This window comes from Solibacillus sp. FSL W7-1436, from assembly GCF_038007305.1.
GTDB lineage: Bacteria > Bacillota > Bacilli > Bacillales_A > Planococcaceae > Solibacillus.
In genome coordinates this window covers 2,761,675-2,784,172 of record NZ_JBBOWV010000001.1, presented here as the reverse complement: position 1 = coordinate 2,784,172, position 22,498 = coordinate 2,761,675, and the positions used below count along the sequence as shown (strand labels likewise).

Annotated in this window: 19 protein-coding genes and 1 other RNA gene; 4 read left to right on the top strand and 16 right to left on the bottom strand. The window is 40.6% G+C overall.

Annotated elements, in window-relative coordinates:
- Positions 1-228: 228 nt before the first annotated feature.
- Positions 229-1,689 carry a ribosomal protection-like ABC-F family protein gene (gene abc-f / locus MKX73_RS13670; RefSeq protein ID WP_340717912.1) on the top strand — a complete coding sequence of 487 codons (1,461 nt, stop codon included), beginning with the start codon at positions 229-231 and terminating at the stop codon, positions 1,687-1,689.
- A 48-nt stretch (positions 1,690-1,737) separates the two neighbouring features.
- Here abc-f and glsA read toward each other — a convergent pair whose 3' ends face one another.
- Positions 1,738-2,658, bottom strand: coding sequence for a glutaminase A (gene glsA / locus MKX73_RS13665; RefSeq protein WP_340717911.1), 921 nt, complete (start codon positions 2,656-2,658; stop codon positions 1,738-1,740).
- Positions 2,659-3,133: 475 nt separating this feature from the next.
- Here glsA and MKX73_RS13660 point away from each other — a divergent pair, with 475 nt between their 5' ends.
- Complete coding sequence (locus tag MKX73_RS13660; RefSeq protein WP_340717910.1) at positions 3,134-3,595, top strand: chemotaxis protein CheX; 462 nt, start codon at positions 3,134-3,136, stop codon at positions 3,593-3,595.
- A 145-nt stretch (positions 3,596-3,740) separates the two neighbouring features.
- On the opposite strand, the gene MKX73_RS13655 is transcribed toward MKX73_RS13660, so the two are convergent.
- The 9 genes from MKX73_RS13655 to MKX73_RS13615 form a co-directional block, all read right to left on the bottom strand.
- Positions 3,741-5,642, bottom strand: coding sequence for an ATP-dependent DNA helicase (locus MKX73_RS13655; protein ID WP_340717909.1), 1,902 nt, complete (start codon positions 5,640-5,642; stop codon positions 3,741-3,743).
- Between the two features lie 187 nt (positions 5,643-5,829).
- A complete protein-coding gene (locus MKX73_RS13650) occupies positions 5,830-6,969 on the bottom strand; it encodes a THUMP domain-containing class I SAM-dependent RNA methyltransferase (protein WP_340717908.1) in 1,140 nt (379 codons plus the stop codon).
- A gap of 4 nt (positions 6,970-6,973) precedes the next feature.
- Positions 6,974-8,722, bottom strand: a complete 1,749-nt coding sequence (locus MKX73_RS13645; protein WP_340717907.1) for a putative bifunctional diguanylate cyclase/phosphodiesterase — start codon at positions 8,720-8,722, stop codon at positions 6,974-6,976.
- Positions 8,723-8,915: 193 nt separating this feature from the next.
- An RNA gene (rnpB, locus tag MKX73_RS13640) (RNase P RNA component class B) lies at positions 8,916-9,298 on the bottom strand.
- 63 nt (positions 9,299-9,361) lie between these two features.
- Entirely contained in the window at positions 9,362-9,661 is a 300-nt protein-coding gene (gene gpsB / locus MKX73_RS13635; protein ID WP_079528712.1) for a cell division regulator GpsB, read from the bottom strand.
- A gap of 100 nt (positions 9,662-9,761) precedes the next feature.
- Complete coding sequence (locus MKX73_RS13630) at positions 9,762-11,024, bottom strand: ribonuclease H-like domain-containing protein (protein WP_340717906.1); 1,263 nt, start codon at positions 11,022-11,024, stop codon at positions 9,762-9,764.
- A gap of 4 nt (positions 11,025-11,028) precedes the next feature.
- Positions 11,029-13,305 (bottom strand): DEAD/DEAH box helicase, encoded by a 2,277-nt coding sequence (locus MKX73_RS13625; RefSeq protein WP_340717905.1) that lies wholly within the window; start codon positions 13,303-13,305, stop codon positions 11,029-11,031.
- Positions 13,298-13,663 carry a YppE family protein gene (locus MKX73_RS13620; protein WP_340717904.1) on the bottom strand — a complete coding sequence of 122 codons (366 nt, stop codon included), beginning with the start codon at positions 13,661-13,663 and terminating at the stop codon, positions 13,298-13,300. The genes MKX73_RS13625 and MKX73_RS13620 overlap by 8 nt, the downstream gene beginning before the upstream one ends.
- Positions 13,664-13,762: 99 nt before the next feature.
- Entirely contained in the window at positions 13,763-13,993 is a 231-nt protein-coding gene (locus MKX73_RS13615) for a molecular chaperone (RefSeq protein WP_340717903.1), read from the bottom strand.
- A gap of 181 nt (positions 13,994-14,174) precedes the next feature.
- Between MKX73_RS13615 and recU the strand changes: the two genes are divergently transcribed.
- Both recU and MKX73_RS13605 read left to right on the top strand, forming a co-directional pair.
- Positions 14,175-14,858 (top strand): Holliday junction resolvase RecU, encoded by a 684-nt coding sequence (recU, locus tag MKX73_RS13610; RefSeq protein ID WP_340717902.1) that lies wholly within the window; start codon positions 14,175-14,177, stop codon positions 14,856-14,858.
- Entirely contained in the window at positions 14,845-17,520 is a 2,676-nt protein-coding gene (locus MKX73_RS13605) for a PBP1A family penicillin-binding protein (protein WP_340717901.1), read from the top strand. Before recU ends, MKX73_RS13605 begins: the two co-directional genes overlap by 14 nt.
- Before the next feature lie 89 nt (positions 17,521-17,609).
- Here the strand turns inward: MKX73_RS13605 and MKX73_RS13600 are convergent, their stop codons facing one another.
- The 6 genes from MKX73_RS13600 to MKX73_RS13575 all read right to left on the bottom strand — a co-directional run bounded on the left by MKX73_RS13600 (position 17,610) and on the right by MKX73_RS13575 (position 22,465).
- Positions 17,610-17,960, bottom strand: a complete 351-nt coding sequence (locus MKX73_RS13600; RefSeq protein WP_340717900.1) for a YpoC family protein — start codon at positions 17,958-17,960, stop codon at positions 17,610-17,612.
- Positions 17,957-18,616 carry an endonuclease III gene (nth, locus tag MKX73_RS13595; RefSeq protein ID WP_340717899.1) on the bottom strand — a complete coding sequence of 220 codons (660 nt, stop codon included), beginning with the start codon at positions 18,614-18,616 and terminating at the stop codon, positions 17,957-17,959. Before nth ends, MKX73_RS13600 begins: the two co-directional genes overlap by 4 nt.
- Before the next feature lie 18 nt (positions 18,617-18,634).
- Positions 18,635-19,363, bottom strand: a complete 729-nt coding sequence (locus MKX73_RS13590; RefSeq protein WP_340717898.1) for a DnaD domain-containing protein — start codon at positions 19,361-19,363, stop codon at positions 18,635-18,637.
- A gap of 84 nt (positions 19,364-19,447) precedes the next feature.
- Entirely contained in the window at positions 19,448-20,743 is a 1,296-nt protein-coding gene (gene asnS, locus MKX73_RS13585; protein ID WP_251688827.1) for an asparagine--tRNA ligase, read from the bottom strand.
- A gap of 32 nt (positions 20,744-20,775) precedes the next feature.
- On the bottom strand, positions 20,776-21,969 hold the full coding sequence (locus tag MKX73_RS13580; protein WP_340717897.1) for a pyridoxal phosphate-dependent aminotransferase: 1,194 nt from the start codon (positions 21,967-21,969) through the stop codon (positions 20,776-20,778).
- A gap of 13 nt (positions 21,970-21,982) precedes the next feature.
- Entirely contained in the window at positions 21,983-22,465 is a 483-nt protein-coding gene (locus tag MKX73_RS13575; protein ID WP_340717896.1) for a cell wall elongation regulator TseB-like domain-containing protein, read from the bottom strand.
- Positions 22,466-22,498 lie beyond the last annotated feature (33 nt).

Here is a 22,498-nt window from a genome sequence, read left to right as displayed (position 1 = left end):
AGGAAAATGAATGGCTGATGATTAAATAATTCTATTTTACACGTAAAAATGTATACGCATTTTCACATAAAATAGGATTAGTCTGCCCATTTATGCTCCTTTAGCGAACTTAAAGGCTTATTTACGTATGATTACTAATCCTTCTGACTTTTTCAGAAGGATTTTTTATATACAAATATTCTTTGTGAATGCGTATACTTTCAAATCAAAATTTGGAGGTATGCATATATGCCAATAGAAATGAAAAATATATCATTTAGCTATGACTTACTTGAAGAACCATTATTTAACAACATTAACATAACGATCGATAATACTTGGAAACTTGGTCTGATCGGCCGTAATGGTCGTGGAAAAACGACGCTGCTTCATTTGCTGCAAAACAAATTACCGTATAGCGGAACAGTATCAAGTGATGAAGAGTTTCATTATTTCCCCCTTGCCATTCAGGATCCGAAAGTTAGTACGTATTATGCGATTGATGCAGTAATGCCAGCTGAGTTATGGAAGCTTGAGCGGGAATGTCAGCTTTTGTCGCTCGATCCATCGTTGTTATGGATGCCCTTTGAGCAATTGTCAGGCGGCGAACAAACAAAAGTTATGCTTGCTGCTGTCTTCTGTGAGGAAAATCGTTTTCTTCTGCTCGATGAACCGACGAATCATCTCGATATGAAAGGCCGGTCTATCGTTGCAAACTATTTAAAAAAGAAAAAAGGCTTTATCGTCGTCAGTCATGACCGACAATTTATCGATGAAGTGGTCACGCATATTTTGGCGATTGAAAAAAGCCAGCTTAGCCTATACAAAGGGAACTTCTCAATCTATGAACAGCAGAAGAAGCTGCAGGACGAGTTTGAACTTGAGCAAAATCGCTCTTTAAACACGGAAATCAACCGGCTGCAAAAAACGGCTCGTGAAAAGTCCAACTGGGCGGCGCAACGTGAAAAGCCTTCAGGGAATGAACCGTTCGGGAATGCCATTGCAAAGCGAATGAATAAACGAGCAAAAGCAATTGAAAAACGCACACAGGAAAAAATCGAGGATAAAACGAAGCTGTTGAAAAATATTGAAACGATAAGCGATTTGACGATCAACTGTCAATTTAAGCATCGTAATCCTGTCCTTCGGGTGAAAAACCTTACGTTAAGCTACAATGATCAACCACTGTTCCAACCCATTTCTTTTGAAATTTTTCAAGGGGAACAAGTTGCCATTGTCGGACCGAACGGCAGTGGTAAAACATCACTTGTTCAATATTTACAAGGTACATTTTCCGGTTCGGCAGACGGCGAAATGATGATGCCGCAAGGATTGAGCACAAGTGTCATCCGCCAAAATTATGAGGTTAACCGGGGGATGTTAAAAGATTTTGCCTTTGAACAGCAAATCGACTACACATTATTTTTGAACAATTTACGTATTTTCGGTTTTAACCGTGATGTTTTTCAAGTACCAATCGAAAAAATGAGCATGGGTCAGCAAAAGAAAGTCGAATTTTCTAAGTCGCTCGGACTCGAAGCAGAATTTTATATTTGGGATGAACCGCTGAACTATTTGGATGTATTTAACCAGCAGCAGATTGAAAAAATGATTGCTCAATTTAAACCGACTTTATTATTTGTGGAGCATGACGCAACTTTCGTAAAAAACACGGCAACGAAAATTATTGAACTTCTTCCTTATTGTTAAACTAAAAGGAACATACCTTCACTCTTGCAGGTATGTTCCTTTTTTCTATTAGAGACAAAATAAATCGTATTCCTTTGACAGATGCATCAAAAAATCGATGCCTGCTACACTATTGCCGACCTGATCGATTGCTGGTCCATATATGCCGATTCCAATCGGACCTTTCAATTGTTCTATTTCACCATTTCGGACTACGGCAATGATAGCCCCGGATACACCGCTCTTTGCCGGCAACCCTACAAATGCTGCAAATTTTCCGGATGCATTGTACATTCCGCATGTGAGCATTAAAGCTTTTGCTATATTAATGACCTCTTTATTGCAGCAAGCTTCACTACCCTTTCCATTAGTCGCAAAATAATAGGCCATTTTCGCTAAATCCGACACATCTACTGAAATCGAGCAGAGCTGTAAATAGACTTGAAGCGCTTCCTCTACATCAGATTTCAGGAAACCATTCGCCTGTAAAATATAGGCGATTGCCCGGTTATAATCTGCCGACTGGTACTCGGAAAAATAGATTTCATTATTAATATGCACTTTCTTTCCGATCATCTTTTCTAAATATGCCGTGACAGATTTCACTTTTTCAAACATTGTCTCACCCGGAAGTAACGAAGCAATCGTTATCGCCCCCGCATTAATCATCGGATTGAATGGCTTATTATTATGACCTTCCAAGCGGACGATCGAATTGAAGGAGTCTCCTGTCGGCTCCACATCAACATAATGCATGATCTCCTCAATACCGTGATGATTTGCTGCGACCATAAAACTGATTACTTTCACGACACTTTGAAGCGTAAACGTTTCTGTACAATCACCTAATTCGATTTCCTGTTCTGCACTTAGTAAACTTACCGCAAATAAATCATTATTCGCAGCAGCAAGCGCTGGTATATACGAGGCGACCTGGCCACTTGCTGTCATTTGCTTTGCCTGTTCATAAATTTTTTGTAGTTTGTTCATTGGACACTAGTTGCCGTAACTAGCTGCTCACCTCCTCATTTTACTATCATTTACCCTCCTCTCCAGTTATTATTTCCTTTTTCCCGTGTAAATATATTGTATAATTCTAACATTTAGCATAACCAATGAAAGCGGATGATACGGCATTCTCATCTCCTGTACCGGCATCCGCTCCCGCACAAACATAAAAATCGCATTGCCTAAGGGGCAATGCGATGAATAATTTTCTATATTTCACTTCTAGTTCGCTGTATTTTTTAACACATAGTTTCCAATTGCCAAATAAACGATTACTGTTGCCCCGATAAAAGCATACAACATTTTAAACACCGCCCTATTTAATGATAATAATTATCATTTTCATTATATATGCTCCGAAATTTTCTGTCAATACAGTCTGATTTTAATTTCTTCTATACATACACTAAAGTAACATGTTAATATGAATTAAAAGTCTAGTAAGGAGAAAACATTATTGAGTAATTCGGCGCACATTCAAACTATTTTAAACGGGACAATTCATTCAATAAAAACAATACTGCCTATGATTATAGATGTAAAATCTCCTTCTATCATAAATGAACCGTATGAACAACTTGAGATGGGAGTGCTAATTGGATTAGTTGGTGATATTAAAGGAAGAATTATCATCGATGGCACACCGGAAAGTTTTAGTGCAATCGGCTCCGCGATGTTCGGAATGCCTTTAGAGGGTGCTATGCTCGAGTCCTTTACAGGCGAACTGGGGAATATGATTGCCGGTAATTTATGTACATATACGGTCCAACATGATTTGGAGCTTGATATTACGCCACCTACCGTGATGGTCGGACATACGAAATTATACGGTTTTAAGCAAGCATTTAAAATACCGGCCATATTGGAAGGTATCGGGGATTTAATTATTCTTTATACAATTGATACTGAAGAAGAGTAAATTATTACCTTTTATTGATTATGTCAATGAAAGGTTTTTTTAGTTGAATTATATTAGAACATCACTACGTCTGATCAGAATATCCGACTGCCCAAGCAAATTTAAAACAAAAAACCCGTTCGAAACACTCGAACGGGGTTGAAAACTATTGTGGGTCTACTGCTAAAATATCTGTGAAGTGTGATTTCACGCTTGCTTCTTCAGTATTCAATAAAATGTGAATGTCGCCATGGTCATTCGATGTACGAATTAAACGGCCCATCCCTTGTTGAAGACGAAGCTGCATGAATGGTAACTCCACCTCTTCGAACGGATTTTGGGCAAATGAACGTTTTGCATCAAACAACGGGTCATGCGGCGGGAATGGCAAGTCGAAAATAATGACGCGCGTTAACGCTTCTTCCGGTAAATCCAAGCCTTCCCATAAATGATATGAACATAATGTTTTCACTTCACCGTTTTGGAACTCACGTACAATTGCCGAAAGCTCTCTGTCGCCTTCGAATGCAATATTCAAGCGTTCCATTAAACCTACATCTGATTTAAATTGATTCATTGCCTGTTTTGATTTAAATAAAATTAACGTTTGTTTATCATCTTTCAAAAGCTGCTCTACTTTTGCAGTTTTTTCAGATTGCAAAAGTTCATGTAAATAAATTTTCATTACTTCTTCGTAATCAAACGGTGATGGTACACTGAAGCTTTGATAGCTTTCAATACCTAAGCTTGATGCGATATAGCTGAAGTCCTTATTTACCGAAAGTGTAGCCGATGAGAATACGATTGGCATTTTTTTCGAGAATAATGTTTCGGAAAGTACATCTGTAATAAGGCGTGGCATAATTACGAGCGTCTCTTCTCCATCCGTATCCTCCAGCCAATCAACCGCATCGCCCTGTGCAACAAAAATACGAATTGCCGCAACATAATGTTCTAAAAACTCTTCCGCCATATTCAGTTCATATTCCGGAATCATATAAAGTTCAGATTCGAAAACGAATTCTTCCAGCAGCTGGTCGACATATGCAATTACGCGCTCGCCTAAGTGGATCAGTCGCTCTGATTTCACAATGCGTTTACGGTCTTCTTCAGATTGAACGACATCTTCACGCAACTGGTCAAAAAACAGTTCATGGTGATCTTGTAAATGTTCCATCGCATATAATGTACGTTCACGGACACCATCGACCATTAATCGTTCCAATAACTCAACAATCGTATAAGCCTGAACTTTGTACGTTAATGCTTTTTGGGCTGCATATTCAAGTAAATGTCCTTCATCAAGCACCATCATTGAAACTTCCGGTAATAGCGGTAACTGCCCTTCACGTTCACGTGATTCTTTTGTCGCCAAATGTTCCATTAAAAAGTCTTGCGAACAAATGATCAGGTCCGTCGACTTACGGTAATGTGCACGGTGTAATGTCTGGCCGCAGCGATTACGTAAATCACATACCGCACATTGCATGATTGAATTGTAGTTTACTTTCTCCCAGTCTTCATCCGTCACTAATGGATAATCCGAACGCTCCCCGTAAGGCTGCAAGGCAATCATACTGCCCTGTGCATATACCCCATCCGGAATTGAAAAAGCAATATCATCAATCCACTCGTCTGTTTCTGTTTTTTCCGCTTCTTCAAAACGTTTTAAACATAAATATTGGTCACGTGATTTTGCAAGGCGGACATCAATATCCAGGCCTAATACATCACGAAGTTTATGAATATCGCCGCCCTCTTTTACGAGCTGGTCGATTAAAGTTTCATCTGCACAGGCAATAAGTGCCGGTTTTCCAGTATAACGTGCATAGGATACAGCCGGTAATAAGTAGGCAATCGTTTTTCCTGTTCCTACACCCGCTTCCGCGAATAACACGTTCTTTTCTTTTAAAGCTTGCTCTATTTGGTAAGCCATGAAAATTTGTTCGTCACGACATTCAAATCCTCGTTCAGGCAATTCGTCATACAGGACATCGCCTAACCAATCTCCTAAAGAGTCGAAGAAAGTTTTCTCTCTCGATAATTCAAAAGGTAAAGATTTTCTCAAATGGATGTTCCCCCTCAATATGAGGCGGAAGGGATGATTACAATTCCTTCCGCAAATACTAACAATTTACAATTTATATTAAAAAATTCCGTACTCATCATTATACAATGATTTACATAAAAAAGACTAATAATATGCAACAAAAAGAGCGTTCTCCGGAATGTCTTCTCGGACACGCTCTTCGTTATTAATCTTCGCGCTTAGATTTTTGACCCCAATACTGGTATAGATCTGTGCGGATGAATCCGTTGAATAATTTACGCTTTTTCGTCGCTTTTTTACCATAATGTACTTCAAAGTCTTCCATTGATGACAGCATGTACACTGACCATGTCGGATAATTTTGCATAACTTGACCAAACTGGCGCAGCATTTTCTCGATTTCTTCCACTTCACCGATACGCTCACCATATGGCGGGTTTGTAACAATAACCCCATCTGTCAGCTTCGTTGTGAAATCTGTCGCCTGCATTTGCTTGAATGTCAATAAATCGCCAAAGCCAGCTTCAAGTGCATTTTCTTGCGCGATCGCAACCATTTTATGATCGATATCCGTACCGATGATTGTTAATTCCTGATCATAGTTCGCTAATGAATCCGCCTCATCACGCGCTTTATCCCAAATATCCTGCTTCATCCATGGCCATGATTCCGAAATAAATTCACGGTTATAGCCCGGTGCGATATTCTGGCCAATCATAGCGGCTTCCAGTGCAATCGTTCCTGAACCACAGAAAGGATCTACGAATGGACGGCTTGGTGACCATTTTGAAATTTTCACCAATGCTGCTGCTAATGTTTCTTTTAATGGTGCTTCACCTTGTGTCGTGCGGTATCCGCGTTTATGCAGGCCGACACCCGATGTATCGATTGTTAATGTTGCCATATCTTTCAAAATCGAAATTTCGATTTTAAATGTCGGGCCTGACTCATCTAAAAACCCTAAACGTTTATAAGCAAGTTTCATGCGTTCAACAATTGCTTTTTTCGTGATTGCCTGACAATCAGGTACACTGAATAATGTCGATTTGACCGATTTACCTGATACCGGGAAATTCGCATCCACCGGTAAGTATTTTTCCCATTGAACTGCTTTAACCCCTTCAAATAGCTGGTCAAATGTTTTAGCCGGGAATTGGGCAACGACGATTTTCACACGGTCCGCTACACGCAGCCACAGATTCGTGCGGGCAATCGCCATCTCATCGCCTTCAAAATATACTTTGCCGTTATCGACACGTGTTTCGTATCCTAGATCACGTACTTCTTCTGCTACAATTGCCTCCAGGCCCATCGCAGCTGTTGCAACTAAATTAAATTTTGTCATGCTTTTAAATCCTTCCTTGATGCTCAACTTCCCAAAAATGGATGAAGTCGATTAATTCTTCCATAGGCAAAGGTTTACTGTAGTAATACCCTTGAATATAATCACAGCCCAGCGATTTAAGCAAATCGACTTGTTGGCCAGTTTCCACACCTTCAGCTACTACTTTCATCTGCAGGCGATGCGCCATTTGAATAATCGCATCGACAATTGCCTGCTTATCATCAAGCGAGCAAATATGCTGAATAAAGCTGCGGTCAATTTTCAGTACATCGAGCGGGAATCGCACTAAGTAACTTAATGAAGAATACCCTGTCCCGAAGTCATCGATTGAAAGTTTAAAACCTAATTGCTTCAGTTTTACTAATTTACTTACTGTCTCCTGCGCACTGTTCATCACTGTCCGCTCTGTCACTTCGATTTCAAAACTTTGTGCGGAAGCATTATTCCGCTCCAAAATTTTTTGAACCGAATCCAGGAAGCTTTGCTGCTGGAAATGAATACTCGACACATTTACGGCAATCGGTACATTCGGGTATCCGGCAGAAACAAGCTGATGATAGCCATCACATGCAAGCTCGAAAATCATCTCGCTTAGCGGGATGATTAAACCTGATTCTTCGGCATGCTCGATAAATTCAGCAGGTGATACAAAGCCGAGTTTCTCACTTTTCCAACGTACCAATGCTTCGATTCCGACAATTTCATTGTTTGCAGTACTAACTTTCGGCTGGTAGGCAAGCGTAAATTCCCTGTTTTCAATCGCTTTACGGAGTTCACTATCAAGTGTCAGCACCCGATTCGAATCGGTTTCCAATTCGTCAAAATAGAACGAGTAGCAATTACGCCCATTATCTTTTGAAAATGACATGGCCCGATCGGCACGATTCAATAGTTGTTCTGTAGTCGTGCCATCCTCCGGGTATATACTGATTCCCATACTTGTCGATATATAGACATCCTGATCATGAACTTTCATCGGTGCTTCAAAAACCCGGAGCACCTGTTCAGCAAAGTTTGCAGCTTCTCTTGGATGTTGGATATTTGCCAATGTAATGACAAATTCATCCCCGCCAAAGCGCGCTATAATATCCTTATTTCTCACTAATGTTTTTACACGCTTGGATACTTCCACCAATAACTGGTCACCAATGGCATGGCCGAGCAAATCGTTCACTTGCTTAAAACGGTCTAAATCCATAAAAAGAACGGCATGCTGTATCGGCAGATCCTTTTTCTCCGTCACTTCCAACAGTGCATTCATTCGTTCAATATAGGCAAAACGATTGCACACCTCTGTTAATGAGTCATGAAGAGCTCTTTTTTCAAGTTCATCTTCTACAATCTTACGTTCCGACAAATCTGTAAAAATGCCGCAGTAATTTGTAATCTTACCTGCTTCATCTTTAATAGCCAGTATTGTCAGCCATTCAGGGTATAATTCACCCGTCTTGCGTCTATTCCAAATTTCACCTTGCCACATGCCTGTCTTGCCGATCTGTTTCCACATATTAATATAAAAAGTTCTGTCATGTACACCAGACTGCAAAATAGTTGGTTTTTTTCCTTGTACCTCTTCTAATTTAAAGCCTGTTACAAATTCAAAAGCAACATTAATCGATAAAATTCTTCTATTTCGGTCGGTAATCATAATACCTTCCGCAATATTTTCAAAAACTCTTTCGATTAATTGTTTTGGAAATTGAGACAACGCGAGTTCTTGCATGATGGATTTATTAGACTTCAATTCGCTCAAGACATATCACCCTTATATAAAGAACAGTTTTTATCTATTCACTCCGATGGAAGCAGGTGCAGTTTTATTGATTTAGTTCCCTAATTCCCCATCATGAATCTTTATTTTTATATTTAAAATAATTTTTTCTACTAAGAAAGGCTCTCCACAAAAGAATGGAGAGCCCTTTTATATGTTCAAAAAAGCATCAATAATCAATAAGCCATGTTTTGTTCCTAAGTACTCAAGCAGCTTGCGCCTCGTACGACTAGGTAGTAATCATCTATCTACGGTCAATCTGACCGTCCCTCCATCCGTTCAATTCCTTCAGGAGAGTGCCCCTACCATAATTTGGGTTTCTCACTCATGGGGTTTACCTCGTTCCACCTCATAGTTTTCACTATAAGCTCCGTCACTGTGGCACTTTCAGGAAGTTTCGTCCATATCTAAAAGACTTAGGAGTTCCTTCCGCCGTCAAGAGAAATTCTCTTGCCTTACCTTATTTTTTCAGTAAGCACGAACACTACGGGCATCGCAGCACCGTGTGAGCATGGACTTTCCTCTACGACATTAAAGTCGCAGCGATTACTCGAATATTGATGTATGAATAAAGTATACTGCAATAATAGAAAAAAAACAATATTCCCATGAATAGTTTAACTATTCGTAAAGCTTGCTCCCGAAAACATGTTTTTCCAAGTTTGAAAGTCGCTTTAAAATATCGAAGTTTGTACTATTGGCTGTTGGAGCAGGAGCAACCGCCGATTTGCGGCTTGAATTTGCCAGCTCTTGCTTTAAGCGCTCATTCTCCTCTTCCAAGGAAGCAATCTTTGCAGTAAATGTGTCATAATCTTCACGAATCAGATCCAAAAATTGATCCACTTCATCAATGTTATAACCTTTCATGCTCTTTTTGAATTCTTTTTCCAGTATATGGTCAGCTGTTAATTTAATATCCATTATTCCTCGTCCTTCCATCACGCTACTTCTTTGATTTATTATAGCATAGGTCAGACAAATGGGACGACTACATATCTTCTAGATGTCGAAAAATTTTTGATTATTTGTCGAAAAAAATTTTATTTCTTTTATTGTTCAGACGGCTTAGTCTTTTCTTCCAGTTTTTCCGCTGATTTTGAAGCTGGGTTTCTTTTAGAAATGGTATTTCAGGAAGTAAATTATTCCCTATTTCCGTATAAATATATGCCTGCTCGTAATCCTTTACTTTATGTTCATACAGCATGGCCAGTTGTTCATATGCCTGTAGCTGTTTTCTGACAGGAATGGCAGGAAGCGCTGTTTGGAATGATTGGATCGCTAAATCCGTTTCTCCAATCCGCTTCAATTCATATGCTAAATAAAAATGTGCATAACCGGTATCCTTTGTATCGAAATGTGCTGTCACCGCCTGCAGTATTTCCGTACTTGTCTGACGCTTTTTCAAATCTCCAAACCATTTCCCGATATTCGTATACGTTGTTGCCGATTCCGTTGATATATCATCAAACAATAAATTCGTCGAATGTATATACAATGTAATTAGAGACAGTAAATCCCATTCATTATGCAACAGTACTTTCATCAGTGTTTCCGCATTTCCGCTCTTAACCGCATCAAAGTATATAATCGGAGCTAAATGCCCCGGTATATCCCCGACTCTGTAAAAGCCAAGCTTATCCTGTTCTACTTGTGTTAGCTTCATGCGTGATAAATCATCTTTCCAAAGTCGTTTCGTACTATGCAGCAAATCAATCTGCCGCTGTGATTTCAACGGCGGCAAAAATTGCTGGTTCAATGTCCAGCGCACTTGGAGCTGCGGCCAGTCGAAACTTTTTCCGTTATAGGAAACAATCGTTACATTTCGCTGCCACAGCTTTGATTCGAAAAGAAGGGCCGCTTCATTCGAAGGGTCCGCCAATACATATTGTGTAAGCGTAAATCCTTCATCATCCGCTTCCAAAAAACCGAGTAAAAAAATATGGGTACCCGCGCCTTTTAATCCGGTTGTTTCTGTATCAAAAAACACGATCGTTTCATCATCGCTAATGGCAAAAGGATGATCCTCGGCCTGGGACTTCCAGCGCTTTAAGGATGGAAACAATTCCCCAAGCTTATAGTCACCATGCTGATAATCATATGGATAATGTACTTCCCGTTTAAAAAGCATGCCAAATTCATTTTCTACAAGTTCAAGTCCTGCCTGCTGCCATTGTTCGCTGTATAAAGGCGGATCGGGTTTCATGAATTTTGGTTTTTCTTTTTTTTGCTCCGTTTTTTTGCCCAGCAGTTTTTTCATTTGCAATAGCTTATTTTCATACGACATGTTCTCACATCATTTCGTTAATTAAAATATTTAATACTTTCATAACTTGTTTTTTGTTTTCTCCTAAACTATCCTGCGCACCAATACATGAAGGACACCCTTGCTGACACGGACAATTTTCCACATGCTGTGCTGTTCTTTCAAGCAGCGACAGCAATACATCGTACACCCGTTCACTTAAACCGATACCACCAGGGTAACTGTCATATATAAACAACGTCGGTTTTTCATTATGAACCGCTTTTACTTGAGGGACAACCGACACATCAGACCGGTCACAGTGGATAAATAACGGGATGAAACTTCCCATTGCATAGGCAGCTCCTGTCAGCGCATCGGTCAGTTGTTCTTCCGTCCAGTTATTCGGCAGCTCAAAGCTCATCCATGTCGCGTTTGTATGCATTTCCATTGGTGGAATCGAAATCGGACCGGACCCGATATTATCATGTGTATTAAAACGGATTTTTTTAAAGATGGTCGGAATAGCTAAAATGCTTACATCTCCGTAACTCACTGTCGAGTTTTTAAATGGTGCCGATTTATCTTCACTCAGCACTTTCAGCTCGACAGCCAAATTTGCGTCTGTAAAGTAGTCGACATCCACTTCCCGAACGAATGCCTTTTTCTCTTCCCAATCGAGCTTTTCGACCTGGAACTGAATACCCTGGTGCAAATAGATGGCTTCTTCATGTAAAAGGGTCATTGCACTGTAAGTATCCATTTCGCCGATTACTTTCGTATTGGCTGGTGTAGAAATATCGATGATGACAACATTTTCCTGTGCGGCTGAGCGCAGGGAAATTTCATGAGCCGGGAATCTGTCGCTCATCCAATGCCATTTCGTGCTTGTACGTACAAGCACACCCTCTTCTTCTAAATAGGCTAATAGTTCCTGAACTTCATATTCCCCATACGTATCTTCCATCGAAAATGGCAGTTCGAACGCCGCACATTTTAAATGCTCCATTAAAATCAACAGGTTTTCAGGATTAATACGTGCTTCTTCCGGGGAACTCCCTAATAGATAACTAGGATTTTGGACAACATACTGATCCAATGCCGTCGATTGTGCAACATATACTATGAGCGCATCGTCCTGACGTCTTCCCGCCCTGCCAGCCTGCTGCCAAGCACTCGCGATATTCCCCGGGTAGCCTGTCATAATACATGCCTGCAATTGGCCGATATCGACACCCAATTCAAGTGCATTCGTACTGACGACCATCTGGATCGATCCTGTCCGTAAGCCTTTTTCGATTTCTCGACGTTCACTCGGCAAATAACCGCCACGATACCCTTGAATCGATTCATCCATAATTTTTTTCGATGTCAGCGACTTTAAATACGTCACGAGCATTTCCACACGAACTCTTGATTTCGCAAAAATAATCGTTTGAATGCCCGCTTCAAACAAGCGTTTTGAAATATCGCGGACTTCGAGCACTGCGCTCCGTCTTACACCAAATGTCGGGTGGACGATCGGCGGGTTGTAAAAAATGAATGTCTTTTTCCCAACAGGCGCGCCCGACTGTTCGATCAGCTCATGCTTACTGTTTGTCAGGCTTTCTGCCAGTTCTTTAGGGTTTTTGATTGTAGCACTTGTACAAATAAAAATCGGATTGCTTCCATAAAATTCGCAAATACGCTGAAGTCTTCTTATAACATGGGCGACATGTGAACCGAATACGCCTTTATACGTATGTAACTCATCAATGACGATGTACTTCAAGTTTTCAAATAGGGATACCCATTTCGTATGATGCGGTAAAATGCCTGAATGCAGCATATCCGGATTTGTCATGACGATATGACCGGCTTTCCGGATTTTTTGGCGAATGCCCGGTGCAGTATCTCCATCATATGTGTAACTCAAAATATCCTCATCCATCAGTTCAATCAATTCATTAAGATCAGATTTCTGGTCCTGTGCAAGCGCCTTTGTTGGAAACAGATAAATAGCGCGACTTGAACTGTCTTCTAGAATTTGCTGTAAAACCGGCAGATGGTAGCAATACGATTTTCCCGAAGCAGTCGGTGTAATCGCTGTAAAATTCTTTTGCTGTTGCGCATAGTCGAATGCCTGGCGCTGATGGATATAAAGCTGTTCAATGCCGCGCCCATGCAATGCTTTAATAATTGATGGGTGTAAATTTGAAGGGAAATCAGCATACTGGGCCTGCTTTTCATCAATCGTATGCATGGCGACAATATTCTGTTTCATTTCCTCATCATATTGCCACTCGTCGACCAGCTGCGAAATGGTTCTTTTTTTGCTAAGCATCGTCTTCACCTTCCTCAATCTTTGCTGCGAGTAGCTTCAATGTGTATTGCGCAGACTGGATCGATTGGATAAACCGTTTTTTGCTCGTTCCTTTAAAAAAAGACTGTACAACAAATTGCTCCATCGCATCAGCTGCGTGGTCAATTTGCTGTACGTATAAATTTTTTGGGTGCTGGCTTTTTATCCAATTTGCCGCATGCTGCTGCCATTCGTGAATACGTGTATGAACATTATCGACATATGGCTTGACTTCATTAAAGAAATCCGGCTCCTTGTCTAAACGTCGCATTTCCTGAAAACGGTGTAGACACGCATCACATTCTTCTATTAACTGGTATGTTTCATCTATTAATTGCATAAAGAGCACCTCGAGTAATTTCATCTGTTTAAACTTTGTAGCGTGAATTACCGTATTTCACTACAATAGTTAGTTTTTATTAGTCTTTGCCCATTCAGGCTAAAGTACATTTGTTCTTAAGTGTATCAAATTCTCTTCGTTTGTACTACTTATATGCGAACAGGCATTCTTTACTTGACTCTTTGTTTCTGCTAGGCTAACTTTTTGATAAACAGTGAGTAGATTGGTTAAATGCTCCACTTTCATTCTTAATTGCTCGCGTTCCATTTGCAGTGATAATAATGTTTGTGCCATTTCAACTTGTTCGATTAAGCGTGATAATTTCGACATATAATGCCCCCTTTGCACAATGATTCTTTCTTTTTTTACGGAATCCTTGTCATGTGGCAAAAATAGTGTCCATTCGCTAAAAGAAGTTATATTTTGCATAGCTTTTACAAAATTATTAACGGGTACATTGTTTGTGATACACTATTAAAGTATTATTTCTTCCAGGAAAGAAGGTGACTCCATGGTGATTCGTTATCCAAACGGTAAACTCTATGAAAGTGCGCCAAAGATTGAGAAAAAAAAGGATACCGCCAATTCTCAATCCTCAGCCAAAGAAAAAAATAAAAGAACCGTCAATTACAGTAACCGTGGAAAAAGCTTAGAAGATGACCTAAATGAAACAAATATGTTTTATTTACATAGGAATATGGCAAATATACACAAGAAACCTGTTCCTATACAAATCGTCAAAGTAGATTATCCGGCCAGAAGTGCTGCTGTTATTAAAGAGGCTTATTTCCGCACACCTTCAACGACGGATTATAATGGCGTATGGAATGGATATTACATTGATTTTGAAGCAAAAGAAACGGATAGCAAAACATCCTTTCCATTAAAGAACATTCACCCTCACCAAATGGATCATATGCATTCCGTAACAATTCAACGAGGAGTTGCGTTTTTCATTGTACGATTCAGCATGTTAAACCGAAATTTTGTCATTTCGTACCATGTTGTGGCAAAATGGTTTTCGGCAATGGATGAAGGGGGAAGAAAATCTATACCAATCGCTGTTTTTGAGCAGGATGCCATCGAAATTTCCGAAGGCTATTTACCAAGGCTCGACTATTTGCAGGCGGTAAAAAAGTTAATCGCAAACAATAACGTTTGTGAAAGTGAGGAGAAACATCGTGACGGAAAATAGAAAAACACGCGAACAAATTAAGCGCGAACGTCAACAAAAAAACAAAAAATCCAGAAAACCGAAAACTTCTGCAGGGAAATGGATTAAGCGCATTGTTTTAGCAATCGTTTTAATTGGGGTAATTGGTTTCTTAAGTGGTGCCGCATTATTTGGCTACTATGTAAGCAAAGCACCGGAGCTGGACGAGGATGCATTAAAGGACCCGATCTCATCGGAGTTTTATGATATAAATGGAGAACTTTTTGCAACAATTGGTGCAGAAAAACGGAATTACGTAAAATATGAAGATATTCCACAGCAAATGATTGACGCGATTATCGCAACAGAAGATGCTCGATTCTTCGATCACTTCGGTGTCGACCTGTGGCGTCTTGGCGGTGCCGTACTGGCCAACTTCCGTGACGGATTTGGTGCTCAAGGTGCGAGTACAATAACACAGCAGGTTGTAAAAAACTCATTCTTTACAAATGAGAAAAAGCTGGAGCGTAAAGCGCAGGAAGCTTGGCTCGCAATTAAGCTGGAACGTCAGTACAGTAAAGAAGAAATTTTCGAAATGTACTTTAACAAAATCCTGATGTCAGGCAGAATTCATGGCTTTGGTACAGCAGCTAAAGAATTTTACGGAAAAGAATTAAGTGAATTATCATTGGCTGAATATGCTCAATTGGCAGGGATGCCGCAAAGTCCGAACAATTATAATCCGTATAAAAAGCCGGACCGTGCAAAAAAACGCCGTAATATCGTTTTAGGCTTAATGGTTCAGCACGGGAAAATTACCGAAGCTGAAGCAGAAAAAGCGAAAAAGGAACCTATTACTGGCGGACTTGTTCCTGAAGAAGAGCGTGTAGCAAACAGTACAACGAAATATCCTGCCTTTTTGGATGTTGTTTTAGCAGAACTTGAAAAAAATGGTGATAGCGAACTGACTTCCGAGGGGATTAAGGTTTATACAACGCTAGATCCGAAAGCACAGACAATTGTAGAAGATTTAATGAACAATGACAGCAACTTCCCTACTGAAGAGATGCAGGCAGGTGTTGCGGTCATCGATACACCAACAGGTGAAATTCGTGCGATTGGCGGCGGTCGAAACTATACAGGTGAATTTAACTTTAACTTTGCCTACGATATGACAACTCGTCAGCCTGGTTCGACTTTAAAACCATTGATTGATTACGGGCCAGCATTTGAATATTTAAAATGGTCGACTGGTCAAACTACGGTCGATGAAAAAATGACATATTCCGGAACCGATCAGGTTATCGGTAACTGGGATGGCCGCTATTTAGGTCCAATGACAGTGCGTGAAGCGCTCTATACATCACGGAATATTCCGGCAGTGAAAACTTTCCGTGAAGTCGGTCCAGAACGCGCTAAAGAGTTTTTAGGCAATTTAGGTATTGAATCAAGCGGATTAACAGAATCGGAAGCACTTGGTGGAGGTAACGTCAATATTTCTCCAGTCCAAATGGCCGCTTCCTATGCAGCATTCGGCAATGACGGTACTTATAATAGTCCGCATGCCATTACTAAAATTGTTTTCCGTGACGGAAAGACATCAAAATCATTTAAACCGGAATCCAAAAAAGCGATGAGTGATTATACAGCTTATATGGTAACGGATATTTTACGTGATGTTGTCAGCAACAAACGCAATGCCTCTGCGCCGCGTGCTGCTGTAGCAGGCGTTGATATCGCAGGTAAAACGGGTACAACGAACTATGGATCAGATGAATTTGAAAAGTACAACTTAAAGAGCGGTTCAGTACCGGATACATGGTTTGCCGGCTATACAACAAACTACTCGATCGCTATTTGGGGCGGCTATTCAGAGCGTAAAAACCCTATTACAACATGGGAAGAGCGCTGGTTGCCGCAAAATTTATTCAAATCGATCATGACAGATCTAAACCAGCATAACCCGTCATCATCATTTAAACAGCCTAGCAGTGTCGTATCGGCTTCGATCGTAGTCGGGTCGAATCCATTAAAACTGGCGAATGAATATACGCCAGCTACACAAAAATCAACAGAGCTGTTCGTTAAAGGAACGGAGCCAACTGAGTATACTGAGGAATTTGTTCCACAAAATCTGGATTCACCTACTAGTTTACAAGCTTCATACAATGATGCAGCACAACTGGCGGATGTTTCATGGTCACATTCTTCACTTGACGGTTCCGGTGAAGATACTGAACCAGTTACATTTGAAGTATCGATGAAAGTTGATGGCGGTCCGGCAACGGTCATTTCAACGACAAGCGCAACCGCAATTCAAGTACCTGGCATCGAACGAGGGAAAGAATATACATTTACGGTTACAGCCATTTCGGGTGATTTACGAAGTGATCCGGCAAGCGTTGCATTATTCGTCGATGGAGATGCAACAACAGAGCCTGAAGATCCGAATGACTCCATTGAAGAACCGGATGAAGCAGAACAGCCGGAACAGCCGGCCAACGGAAACAACAATGGCAATAACGGCAATGGCAACAACGGGAACGGCAATAATGGAAACGGTAGTGACAATGGCAACAACGGGAATGGCAACGGTAATACTGTAGAGCCAGACGAGTCCGAACCTGACCCATCAGCACCGACCCAGCCTAGCCCACCGACTTCGGGCGGCGAAACAAGACCTGAAGATTCAGAAGAAGATTAAACTAAAAAACATCAATTTTTCTCACTAGGAGAAAAATTGATGTTTTTTGTTTTCCATTTAAGTCGAGAAACAACGATTGTTCGGTTGTTTTACTTTTTTATTCTCAGCCTTGCACAGCGCTTTTTCGTTTCTTTATAAAGTTCGTCCAATTGACGATAGCATGCATATTGCCCTGGACGTGCTTTTATGAACTGCAGACGTTCCATTCCGTTGATTGGCATAAGTTCATACTCGCTTTGCACTGAAAACGGTGCATCGGTAACAGAACTATCCACAATAAACTGTTCAAAATGTCCGATTCCTTCTATCATGAATTGCTGTGCTGATCCGTCACGTCGTTCATGGGCAGCATGAATCGTTTCACGCAATGTCTCCCATTTACCGTGCCAGGCGTCCACCGCTTCTTTTGAGATTGCTTCTTGTTGAACTGAAATCATCATAATTTTACCAAACCTTTTTTCAAACGTTTTTGCCCTTCCCGACAGTCATCCAATAACGGACATGACCCGCAGCCCGGATTTTGCGCTTTACAATGATAGCGGCCAAAGAAAATAATTTGATGGTGTGCACGGCTCCACCGTTCAATCGGTGTTTTTTTCATGATTGTTTCTTCTACTTCCAGCACACTGTCTTTCCACCGGCAAAGCCCTAATCGCTTCGAGACACGCTCTACATGCGTATCGACAGCCATTGCAGGAATATCGAATGCAACCGACAAGACAACATTTGCTGTTTTACGGCCGACACCTGGTAATGTGACAAGCTCTTCACGAGATGCCGGAACTTCCCCGCCATATTCATTTAGCAGACGTGCACATAATAACTGAATATTTTTCGCTTTGCTTCGGTAAAGGCCAATTGAACGAATATCATTTTGCAGTTCCTCAAGTGAAACATTTAAATAATCCTGAGGTGTTTTATATTTCTGAAATAATTGTTTCGTCACTTTATTGACGAGGACATCCGTACATTGCGCAGATAATAATGTCGCAATCGTCAACTCAAACGGATTGTCATGCACTAATTCACAATGTGCATCCGGATACATACGGTCCATCTCGTCTAAAAAGTGATTCCATTTTGCTTTTGTTAACATAAAAGTTTCAGTGTCCTCCTATTCTCGCTCCTCTAACCAATTATAGAAAGAAACTTTTTCCGTTTTCTGAACTGTTTCTTGCTGATGTACCGGTTGAACCGGTGCGGGCATCGTATTTTTCCGGTATTGCTCACTATGTTTTTCTATTTGAGCGAGTGTCTTTATGTTGCGCTTCTTCCACTCGATCAAAATACGGTCAATGTAGCGTAAGTTCACCTTATCAGCAAGGACCGCTTCTTTTAAGGCGGCTTTTATGATTTCGGGACTATGCTGATCCAAGTCCATCCACATGCCGATTGTCTCTATTTCCATTGGGGAAAGCAGACGTCCCAGCTCTTGTTCAAATAGCTGGAATATTTTCGCTTCATCCAATTTGTTGGCAGTTGAAACCTGTTGTTGCGCTTTTGATTGCAGTAGATCCAGCAGTCTTTCCCATAATGGATAAATCGAATATTTCTCGGCAAGGCGTCCGGACTCATCCGTGCTTTGAGAAATTTCGACAAAACCTTTTTGCATGAGTCGTTGTATTATTTGAGAAATAGCGGTCAATTGAAAATTTGTCCGCTGCACTAGATCATTTGGTGTCGGAAAGTCGATTCCTTCCTGTTCGAACGTTAATAAATGTAGAATGATTAATGCTTCATCATCTTGTATGTTCAGTTCACTATAATGTTTAAAAAATAATTGTGGAATAGTAATTTGTAATTGGTCCGTCCAAACGCGGATTCGATTAAAATTTTTAGACATAGTTGAATCCCCCTTTGTGCGCTCGTAACGACAAAACGCCCGGCAAAATTCCGGACGTTTTCTCGTTGTATAAATTAAAATAAATTATGGATATAAACGGTTTAATAAACGTGGGAATGGGATAGATTCACGGATATGTTCTGTTCCGGAAATCCATGCAACTGTACGCTCCAACCCTAAGCCGAAGCCTGAGTGAGGTACTGCACCTTGTTTACATAAATCTAAATACCATGCATATGCATCCATCGATAAGTTATGTTGTTCTAAACGGGATTTCATTAATTCATAATCATAAATACGTTCAGAACCACCGATAATCTCACCATAACCTTCAGGAGCGATTAAGTCTGCACATAAAACGACATCATCGCGCTCCGGGTGTGGCTGCATGTAGAACGGTTTAATACCGATCGGGTAGCATGTGATGAATACTGGTTTATCATAATGGTTGGCAATTGCTGTTTCGTGTGGTGCACCGAAATCATCACCCCACTGAATATCATCAAAGCCTTGCTCATGTAAAAACTCGATCGCTTCATCATAAGAAATACGCGGGAATGGTGCTTTCACGTTTTCTAGTTTTGATGTATCACGGCCTAGACGCTCTAAATCAAGCTTACAGTTTTTCAGAACAGATTGTACGATATGTGATACGTATTGTTCCTGTACTTCCAAGCTTTCATCATGCTCAACAAATGCCATTTCAGGCTCGATCATCCAGAACTCGATCAAGTGACGACGTGTTTTAGATTTTTCCGCTCGGAATGTAGGACCAAACGAGAATACTTTTCCTAATGCCATTGCAGCAGCTTCCATGTAAAGCTGACCAGATTGAGACAGAAATGCGTCTTCATCGAAATATTTTGTATGGAACAGCTCTGACGTACCTTCAGGTGAAGAACCTGTTAAGATTGGCGGATCCATTTTTGTAAAGCCATTTTCATTGAAAAATTCATATGTTGCACGAATAATTTCATTACGTACTTTCATGATTGCATGTTGTTTACGAGAACGTAACCATAAGTGACGGTTATCCATTAAAAATTCCGTACCATGCTCTTTTGGTGTAATCGGGTAGTCTTTAGCAGGACTGATTACTTCAATACCTGTAACATTTAACTCCGCACCGAAAGAAGAACGCTCGTCCGCTTTCACTTCACCAATAACATACATTGAAGTTTCCTGTGTCATGCCTTTAGCTACTGCGAAAAGTTCTTCGCCTACTTCTGCTTTTACAACTACGCCTTGTGCGAAGCCTGAGCCATCACGTAATTGAAGGAAAGCTAATTTACCGCTAGAACGTTTGTTAGCCAACCACGTACCAATTTTTACTGTTTCGCCAATATGATTTGGCATATCTTTAATCATAATTTTTTTCATAAAGTCCTCCAAAGCTTATGTTGCAAGGACGCTTAATCTTGCCATTTTGTTTTAACAAAGGCATCGATTCGGCGTACTGCTTCTTCTAATAATTCTAAAGATGTCGCATACGATAAACGTATTGTCGCTGGTGCACCAAATCCTGAACCTGGAATGACCGCAACATTTGCTTCTGTTAATAGTGCCGATACAAAATCATCCACTGAAGTATAGCCTGTTTTCTCGGCTGTTTCCGAAACATCCGGCAATAAGTAGAAAGCACCTTGTGGTTTTAATACTTTTACGCCGGGAATTGCTGCAAGTTTCGGGAAAATCGCTTCTAAACGTGATTCAAACGCTTGTCTCATCTTTTCAACTGCTTCCTGGGAACCGTTATATGCTTCAATCGTTGCATATTGTGCTGTCGTAGTTGCATTTGAAGTAGAGTGAGATGCTAAATCCGTCATCGCTTTAATGATTGTCGCGTCACCGGCTGCATAGCCAATGCGCCATCCTGTCATAGAGTGAGATTTTGCAACACCGTTCACAACAATTGTACGTGCTTTCACTGCGTCTGAAACTTCCGCAATTGAATAATGCTCTATTCCATTGTAAACAAGCTTTTCATAAATTTCATCTGAAACGATTAAAATATCCTTTTCTTCTGCCACTTGTGCAAGCTCAGCCAATTCTTCCATCGAATAAATCATACCAGAAGGATTGGACGGCGAGTTAATAATCACTGCTTTTGTTTTCTCTGTAATGGCATTACGTAGTTGCTGTGCTGTAATTTTAAAGTTCTGTTCCTGTGTTCCTTCCACATATACAGGAACACCGCCTGCAAGCTTCACTTGTTCAGGGTAAGATACCCAGTAAGGAATTGGGATAATTACTTCATCGCCCTCATTTAAAATAACTTGGAACAATGTATACAGAACGTGTTTTGCTCCGACACCAACGATTATCTCATTTGCTTTATATGTAAGATTATTGTCACGAGCCAATTTATCGATAATTGCTTTCTTTAAAGCAGGTAAACCTCCAGCCGGCGTATATTTTGTCAGTCCAGCATCCATCGATTGTTTTGCTGCATTTAAAATATTGTCCGGTGTATTAAAGTCCGGCTCCCCTGCCCCTAAACCAATTACATCAATACCTTGCTCCTTTAACTCTTTCGCTTTAGCTGTGATTGCCAAAGTTGAAGATGGTGTTAAAGTCTTTACACGATTTGCCAACAATTGTTTCATGTTGCTCTCTCCTCTACAAATTCAATATGCGTTTCCACCATTGCCCGTCTTCAAATAGAAGATAGACATAATTCAAGCTGCCGGATTCACTTTTATAGGTAATTTCCCATACTGGACCCGGCTCCTCGAATCCTAACTTCATATGAAGAATCTCTTTCGCATCAGTATCTTCCTGAAAAACAGTCAACGCCTGCTCTTCAGTAATGCCATCTGCTAAAAATACTTCCTGCATTGAATTCTCATCTAAACTCATCGGGACGAAGACTGCCTTTTCCTTCCCATACTCATCCACTCCGAAAACAGTGACATAGGGCTTGTTCCCATTGTAAACATAGGAATCATCAACAACAGCAAGTGCTTTCGTATCCAGCGCAAAACTTTCCGCTTTTTGTTCTATTTCACTAAACGGTGCATCGGCCTTCCAAAATACGAACACTGAAATAACAAGCGACAAAGATAAAATAAAGACAACCGAAAAGATAATCCAGTTTTTCATGACTGCACCTTACAATCCGATGTATTTGTATGT

Bases quoted from the DNA above. Each gene is read 5' to 3' on its own strand.
- MKX73_RS13630 (WP_340717906.1), bottom strand. From the start codon at position 11,024: ATGTCGTATGAAAATAAGCTATTGCAAATGAAAAAACTGCTGGGCAAA.
- recU (WP_340717902.1), top strand. From the start codon at position 14,175: ATGGTGATTCGTTATCCAAACGGTAAACTCTATGAAAGTGCGCCAAAG.
- asnS (WP_251688827.1), bottom strand. From the start codon at position 20,743: ATGAAAAAAATTATGATTAAAGATATGCCAAATCATATTGGCGAAACA.
- MKX73_RS13575 (WP_340717896.1), bottom strand. From the start codon at position 22,465: ATGAAAAACTGGATTATCTTTTCGGTTGTCTTTATTTTATCTTTGTCG.
- MKX73_RS13620 (WP_340717904.1), bottom strand. From the start codon at position 13,663: ATGCAATTAATAGATGAAACATACCAGTTAATAGAAGAATGTGATGCG.
- MKX73_RS13600 (WP_340717900.1), bottom strand. From the start codon at position 17,960: ATGATGATTTCAGTTCAACAAGAAGCAATCTCAAAAGAAGCGGTGGAC.
- MKX73_RS13580 (WP_340717897.1), bottom strand. From the start codon at position 21,969: ATGAAACAATTGTTGGCAAATCGTGTAAAGACTTTAACACCATCTTCA.
- MKX73_RS13615 (WP_340717903.1), bottom strand. From the start codon at position 13,993: ATGTCGAAATTATCACGCTTAATCGAACAAGTTGAAATGGCACAAACA.
- MKX73_RS13625 (WP_340717905.1), bottom strand. From the start codon at position 13,305: ATGCTTAGCAAAAAAAGAACCATTTCGCAGCTGGTCGACGAGTGGCAA.
- glsA (WP_340717911.1), bottom strand. From the start codon at position 2,658: ATGAACAAACTACAAAAAATTTATGAACAGGCAAAGCAAATGACAGCA.
- nth (WP_340717899.1), bottom strand. From the start codon at position 18,616: ATGTTAACAAAAGCAAAATGGAATCACTTTTTAGACGAGATGGACCGT.
- MKX73_RS13650 (WP_340717908.1), bottom strand. From the start codon at position 6,969: ATGACAAAATTTAATTTAGTTGCAACAGCTGCGATGGGCCTGGAGGCA.
- gpsB (WP_079528712.1), bottom strand. From the start codon at position 9,661: ATGGATATTAAATTAACAGCTGACCATATACTGGAAAAAGAATTCAAA.
- MKX73_RS13590 (WP_340717898.1), bottom strand. From the start codon at position 19,363: ATGTCTAAAAATTTTAATCGAATCCGCGTTTGGACGGACCAATTACAA.
- abc-f (WP_340717912.1), top strand. From the start codon at position 229: ATGCCAATAGAAATGAAAAATATATCATTTAGCTATGACTTACTTGAA.